The sequence below is a fragment of the Aquibacillus saliphilus genome, from assembly GCF_020404745.1.
GTDB classification, from domain to species: domain Bacteria; phylum Bacillota; class Bacilli; order Bacillales; family Amphibacillaceae; genus Aquibacillus; species Aquibacillus saliphilus.
This window is the reverse complement of sequence record NZ_JAIZAP010000013.1, coordinates 121,459-128,250: the sequence shown is the minus strand read 5'-3', so window position 1 is coordinate 128,250 and position 6,792 is coordinate 121,459. Positions and strand designations below refer to the sequence as shown.

At 39.7% G+C, this 6,792-nt stretch carries 5 protein-coding genes; all 5 read left to right on the top strand.

Going from position 1 to position 6,792, the window contains the following annotated elements; all coding sequences use genetic code 11:
• Window positions 1-534: 534 nt before the first annotated feature.
• The 5 genes from LD272_RS14185 to LD272_RS14165 all read left to right on the top strand — a co-directional run bounded on the left by LD272_RS14185 (window position 535) and on the right by LD272_RS14165 (window position 6,789).
• Complete coding sequence (locus LD272_RS14185) at window positions 535-1,746, top strand: M24 family metallopeptidase (RefSeq protein WP_226037270.1); 1,212 nt, start codon at window positions 535-537, stop codon at window positions 1,744-1,746.
• Window positions 1,747-1,838: 92 nt separating this feature from the next.
• Window positions 1,839-3,038: a cystathionine gamma-synthase family protein gene (locus tag LD272_RS14180; protein WP_226037269.1), complete on the top strand. Its 1,200-nt coding sequence runs from the start codon at window positions 1,839-1,841 to the stop codon at window positions 3,036-3,038.
• Between the two features lie 16 nt (window positions 3,039-3,054).
• The gene (locus LD272_RS14175; RefSeq protein ID WP_226037268.1) at window positions 3,055-4,269 is read left to right on the top strand and encodes a M20 metallopeptidase family protein; all 1,215 of its coding nucleotides are present in this window, start codon (window positions 3,055-3,057) and stop codon (window positions 4,267-4,269) included.
• A 4-nt stretch (window positions 4,270-4,273) separates the two neighbouring features.
• Window positions 4,274-5,326, top strand: coding sequence for a homoserine dehydrogenase (locus tag LD272_RS14170; protein WP_226037267.1), 1,053 nt, complete (start codon window positions 4,274-4,276; stop codon window positions 5,324-5,326).
• A 14-nt stretch (window positions 5,327-5,340) separates the two neighbouring features.
• The gene (locus tag LD272_RS14165) at window positions 5,341-6,789 is read left to right on the top strand and encodes an aldehyde dehydrogenase family protein (RefSeq protein WP_226037266.1); all 1,449 of its coding nucleotides are present in this window, start codon (window positions 5,341-5,343) and stop codon (window positions 6,787-6,789) included.
• Window positions 6,790-6,792: the final 3 nt, after the last annotated feature.

Here is a 6,792-nt window from a genome sequence, read left to right as displayed (position 1 = left end):
TTTTAAATCCTCAATGATTTCTGCTTCTCTTGGCATCTTATCACCACCTTTATCGATTGATTTTTTATTAAAATCATTCTACTCTTAATCGATTTAGGTGTCCAAAGGAATAAGGGGGCTTAAAAGAGTTCGCGGTGATTCGCCTGAAAATCTGTGGGATTCGCCCCAGATATCGATTTATTCGCCTCAAATCGACGAAGATTCTCCCCAAACCTATGGTAATTCGGCCGAACCCCAATTATTTTGGTTTACTACAATCTTTCACCTGGGAAAAGGTTAGTAAACAGTAGTTTTAATTAATGAAAAACGAAATAATCAATGCTAATAAGCAGTAATTTGAAACTAGGTTTAATTATACTCCTTCATTTGTGTTATTTGCTTATAAACAGTCATAAATGACCTGAAATCAAACATGTTGTATAACAGGGTTAAATAAAGTTCATACAATTTGAACATTACATGACAGCCAGAAATTTAATAAGATGACAGTAATAAATATTTAAATATTCAGTTAATTTAAGGAGGGTGAGGCTGATGCTTCCGTTTGATATTACCGAATATCAAAACCGTATAAGTGAGACAAAGCAAAAAATGGCAGAAAGTGGAATTGAAGTTTTACTTGTAACGGACCCTGCAAATATGAATTATCTTTCTGGCTATGATGCTTGGTCATTTTATGTTCATCAAATGCTAGTGATTGTAATTGATGAGCCGCAACCAATCTGGATCGGTCGTCACCAAGATGCAAATGGTGCGAAAGCAACGACATGGATTTACGATGACAACGTGATCCCGTATCCAGACTATTATGTTCAATCAGCTATTTATCATCCAATGGATTTTATTTCAGAGATATTGAAACAGATCGGACAATCAAATCGGTATATCGGTGTCGAAATGGATAACTACTATTTCTCTGCCAAAGCCTATCAAAGGTTAAAGAAAGGGTTGCCCAATGCAACGTTTAAGGATGCGGATTTACTTGTCAATCATATACGAATGATCAAGTCTGACCAAGAAATAGAATATATGAAGCGAGCTGCTAAAATCGCAGAGAAAGCGATGTATAAAGGGGCATCGAGCATACGCGCTGGAAATCGTGAGTGCGATGCTGCAGCAGAGATTTACTATCAAATGGTTTCTGGTACAGAGGAATATGGCGGAGACTATCCGGCAATCGTTCCCTTATTACCTTCTGGAGAAAACACAGGTGCACCACACATAACTTGGTCAGAGCGACGTTTCACGGAAGGTGAAGCAGTAATTATCGAACTTGCTGGTTGTTATAAAAGATACCATGTACCACTGGCCAGAACAGTATCAATAGGAACTCCATCCAAAAAACTTCAAAGAATTTCTCCAATTGTTATTGATGGAATAAATGAGGTGTTACAGGCTACTAGGCCTGGAATGACGTGTGGTGAGGTTGAGTCAGTTTGGCGAAATAGTATTAAGAAACATGGCATTGAGAAAGAAGCAAGATTAGGCTATTCCGTCGGATTAAATTATCCGCCTGATTGGGGGGAACACACAGCCAGTATTCGGATGGGAGATCAAACGGTCCTACAACCAAATATGACATTTCATTTAATACCAGGGTTATGGTTTGATCATTATGGTATTGAAATTAGTGAATCAATTCGAATAACAGAAAGTGGATGCGAAACGTTCACTAATTATCCAAGAGAGCTAATTATTCAAGATCCTTTCCCTCCACTTAATCAGCATGGGGGAAAAATAAGCTAACCATCAGAAAGTTTTAGTCATCACTAGAGATAGTGGCGTTCTTGCTTAATATAAAACAGTAGCTACTAAAAAATTATAAGGAGGAATTGATGATGAGAGAACCAAAAATGGGAACAAGAGCAATTTGGGCAGGTGAAAAGGAACAATTGGCATTTGGAGCTACTCAAGTTCCAGTAGTACACAGTGTGTCTTTTGGCTACGATGATATGGATGAATGGTATGATGTAGCAACTGGAAAAAAAGAAGGACACATTTACGGACGTAATACCAATCCAACTGTTCAAGCCTTTGAAGATAAAATTAAAAACTTGGAAGGTGCTGAAGCTGCCACAAGCTTTTCGACCGGGATGGCAGCAATCAGTAATACACTTGCTACCTTGCTTTTTCCTGGAGATCGGGTGATCTCAATTAAAGATACCTATGGCGGAACAAACAAAATCTTTACCGAGTTCTTACCAAAGCAAAATATCGACGTTGTTTTGTGTGATACCGGTGATCACCAGGCAATTGAAAAAGAACTTAGCAAAGGCTGTAAGGTGCTTTATCTAGAAACCCCAACAAATCCAACTGTAAAAATCACAGATATCAAAAGGATGGCTGAGGCAGGTAAAAAGGCTGGAGCAATTGTTATTGTTGATAACACGTTTGCCACGCCAATCAATCAAAATCCGTTAGCATTAGGTGCAGATTTAGTTATTCACAGTGCAACCAAGTTTTTAGGAGGTCATGCGGATGCACTTGGTGGTTCCGTTTGTGGATCAAAGGAATTAGTTGACTCCATTTATCATTACCGTGAAATAAATGGAGCGACACTCGACCCAATGTCAGCGTATTTGCTGTTACGAGGCATGAAGACATTGAAGTTGCGAATTGAAAAGCAATGTGAAAATGCAATGGCGGTAGCACGTTATTTAAAATCAGTTGATATCGTAGAATCCGTTTTTTATCCAGGCTTAGAGGATCATCCTGGCCACGAGATAGCTATGAAACAAATGAACGATTTTGGTGGCATGCTAAGCTTCTCTGTTAGAGGAGGAGTCGATACGGTTAGACATTTACTTCCTAAATTAAAATATGCCAACCGAGCAGCAAACCTTGGATCAGTTGAAACAATAGTTGGACCATCCAGAACGACTAGCCATGTGGAGTGCACACCAGAAGAACGGGCTGCGATGGGAATTCCTGAAGGTTTAATAAGATATTCAGCTGGTATTGAGGATATTGAGGATTTAATTGATGACTTAGAGCAAGCATTTCAATCATTGCCAGAAAGTCTATTTGTCAATAGCTAAAGGGAGGTATGGTCCCTTGCAATTGGAGAATTGGGATACAACAAAGCGTTCAGAATTTTTGAAGTCAGAGTTAATTGATTGGCGTCGTCATTTGCATCGCTATCCGGAATTAAGCTTTCGGGAGAAAAAAACCAGTGACTTTATAAAACAGATCCTTGAAGCTGAACAAGTATTTGATATCCAAACAGGCATAGCCGGTCATGGCATTGTTGCTACGTTGTCGTCTGGGAATGGCCCTATAATTGGCGTTCGAGCAGATATGGATGCGTTACCAATTGAGGAGCAGACTGGAATGGAATACAGTTCTGAACACTTGGGTGTAATGCATGCTTGTGGACATGATGCTCATATGACGATGCTATTAGGCGCAGCTAGATTATTAGCTGAAGATTATAAACTAGATAAAATCAATGGAACAATTAAATTTATTTTTCAACCAGCTGAAGAAGCAGCTGACCAATATGGGTTAACGGGTGCTCCTTACATGATCCGTTCAGGTGCAATCAATGACCTTGAGGCGGCAATTGCATTACATGTTTGTCCTTGGCGAAATACAGGAGAAATACTAGTTAACAAAGGTCCTAGTATGGCTAATATCGATAATTTTTTCTTAACGATAAATGGAACCGGGGGACATGGTGGTTATCCGCACCAAGGTACAGATCCGATTTGGATGGCAACGTATATCCTACAAGGTATATACAGTCTGATCAGCAGAAAAATAAATCCATTAGATGTTGGAACAATTAGCATCGGGGAAATTCACGCGGGTCATACCTCAAATGTTATTCCAGAAAGCGTACAAATAAAAGGAACGATAAGATCCTATACGACAGAGATTCGTGAGCAATTAATAGAAGAATTACAGTCAATAGCGAAAATTACAGAAACATTAGGTGGGTACTTCACCCTTGATATTGAGCGCGGGGAACCAGCGCTTTATAATCATCCATCAATAACAGATTTATTTAAAGATGTTGCAGGTTCGTTATATCCGAACATGCCGATTTACGAAGGGCCGTTTGGCATGGGTGGAGAAGACTTTGGCCACATTACAAATGATATACCTGGTGCGATGTTTTTTCTTGGATGTGCATTAAACGGTGATACAACAGGTAGTCTGCATACTTCTGATTTTCAGATAAATGAAGATGCGTTGCCAATTGGTGTAGCGCTTTTAACGGAAAGCACCCACCGTCTTCTAGCTAATAACGGAAAACTTTGGAGGTGAGCTAATGAGTACAAAAGTGGCGTTTATTGGTTTTGGAGGTGTAGGTCAGTCACTAGCTGAATTGTTTTTAAAGCAAAAGGAAAACTTGAATAAGTCGCACCTGTTAAATCCAGTTGTCGTAGCTGTGTCTGATGTAATGAAAGGTTCTATTTACCATCCTGAAGGACTAGATGTGGAAACGTTATTAGCTACCATTAAACAAACTGGCAATGTGGAAGACTATCCGAATCAACCAGGGCTAATTCGCGGCTGGGATAGTTTAGAGACAATCAAGCATTCTAACGCAGACGTCATTGTCGAGGTTACTTTTACAGATGTAAGAACCGGTCAACCAGCAATTGATCACTGTAGGGCAGCTTTTGAAAATAATAAGAGTGTTGTAACAACAAATAAAGGACCGGTAGCTCTTGCTTACAATCAACTAGCAGCACTCGCAGAGGAGAACGGCGTGTTCTGGGGATTTGAAGGCACTGTCATGAGTGGTACGCCGGCGCTCCGGATGCCTGTAACAACCTTAGCTGGAAATGAAATTACAGAAATAAAAGGAATTTTAAATGGAACAACAAATTATATTCTAACTGAAATGGAAAAAGGAGAAACCTATCAAGCGTCTTTAGAAAAAGCACAGAGTCTTGGTTATGCTGAAGCAGATCCAACTAGTGATGTCGAAGGACTTGATGCCAGATATAAAACAGCTATTCTATCTAACTATTTAATGGGTACTCCACTTGTGGCTGAAGATATTTATTGCAAGGGAATAAGTGACTTTACATTGGATATGGTTAAAGAGGCTTCAAAAAACAACCAAAAATGGCGTTTATTAGCCCGACTTACTAAAGAAAATGGAACGGTGAAGGCATCTGTTAAACCGGAGCTAGTTGATAACGATGACCCATTAGCAGGTGTTATTGGTCCGACGAATGCCATTGTTTATCAGTGTGATTTAGCAGGACCTATTATGTTAACCGGGGCAGGTGCTGGCTTAGTTGAAACTGCTTATTCACTACTAATCGATATTATTCATTATCATAGGCAATACGCTCTAACAAAAATTTAAGGAGGGTGGTCTTCATGCAACTACAAGCTAGACAGGAAAAAATGTTGTTGGCAGGACAATGGATAGCGGCAAACCGGACATTTGATGTGATTAATCCACAGGATAATCAACTTCTAGCAAAAGTACCAAAGGCATCAGAAAATGATATGTTATTTGCAATTGAAAAGGCACAAGAAGCATATCTTAGTAATCGCTCATGGCCTACACATGAACGAATGGCAGTACTAAATAAGGCTGCTTCCTATATGGAAAAAAATAAACAAAAATTTGCGGAAACAATTGCAACGGAAGGTAGTAAAACAATTAACGAGGCTCGTAAAGAGGTGAAGCGAGCAATCCAGACGATTCGAATAAGTGCAGAAGAAGCAAGAAGAATCAATGGCCAAACAATTAATTTTGATCAAAATGAAGGCAGTGAAAATAGAGTAGGCTATTCTTACCGTTTTCCAATTGGAGTGATTGGTGCGATTACTCCATTTAATGATCCACTTAATTTAGTAGCTCATAAAGTGGGTCCAGCGATAGCGGCAGGCAATGCGATTGTAGTAAAACCAGCATCCGTTACCCCACTTAGCGCCTTGTTATTGGCCGAAGCATTCACACGTGCAGGGCTTCCTGCAGGGTTACTATCTGTTATTACTGGTTCAGGCAGGGAAATTGGGGAGACGATGGTTACTCACCCAGCAATTAAAATGATTTCCTTTACTGGTGGAACTAATGCTGGCGAGACAATAGCTCATCAAGCTGGAGTCAAAAAAATAAATATGGAGCTTGGATCAAATTCGCCAGTTATTGTACTAAATGATGCAGATATTCAAGATGCCGTTGCGTCTTGTGTGTCCGGTGCATTCTCAGCTGTCGGTCAAAATTGCATCGGTGTTCAACGAATTTACGTAGAAAAAGACGTTTATAGTAGCTTTCTAGAATCAATGAGGGAACGTACTTCAGAGCTGCAAGTTGGCGATAAGATGAATGAATTAACGGATGTAGGGCCAATGATTAACGAACGAGAAGCAAAACGGGTTGAGTCCTGGGTGAATGAAGCATTAGTAGACGGTGCGAGAATACAAGTTGGTGGTAATAGAGATGGAGCATTCTACTATCCGACAATACTAACTGACGTACCACAAACAGCTAAAATAGCTCAAGAAGAGATCTTTGGTCCAGTTGTGTTAGTCTTCCAAGTAGAAGACGTCTATCAAGCTATTGAACAATCAAATGCTGTTGATTATGGTCTGCAAGCCGGTATCTTTACTGCTGATATTGAAAAATCATTTTTAGCAATTCAACAGCTAGATGTTGGAGGAGTTATGGTCAATGATAGTAGTGATTACAGAATAGATGCCATGCCATTTGGTGGAGTGAAAAACTCTGGATTAGGAAGAGAAGGTGTAAGGTCGACAATTGAAGCGATGACAGAACAAAAGGTTGTTTGTTTCAGACTGAGACAGCATTCCCTTTAAATG

Excerpts from the sequence above, each read along its gene's own strand:
- LD272_RS14185 (WP_226037270.1), top strand. The coding sequence starts at position 535 with ATGCTTCCGTTTGATATTACCGAATATCAAAACCGTATAAGTGAGACA.
- LD272_RS14180 (WP_226037269.1), top strand. The coding sequence starts at position 1,839 with ATGAGAGAACCAAAAATGGGAACAAGAGCAATTTGGGCAGGTGAAAAG.
- LD272_RS14170 (WP_226037267.1), top strand. The coding sequence starts at position 4,274 with ATGAGTACAAAAGTGGCGTTTATTGGTTTTGGAGGTGTAGGTCAGTCA.
- LD272_RS14165 (WP_226037266.1), top strand. The coding sequence starts at position 5,341 with ATGCAACTACAAGCTAGACAGGAAAAAATGTTGTTGGCAGGACAATGG.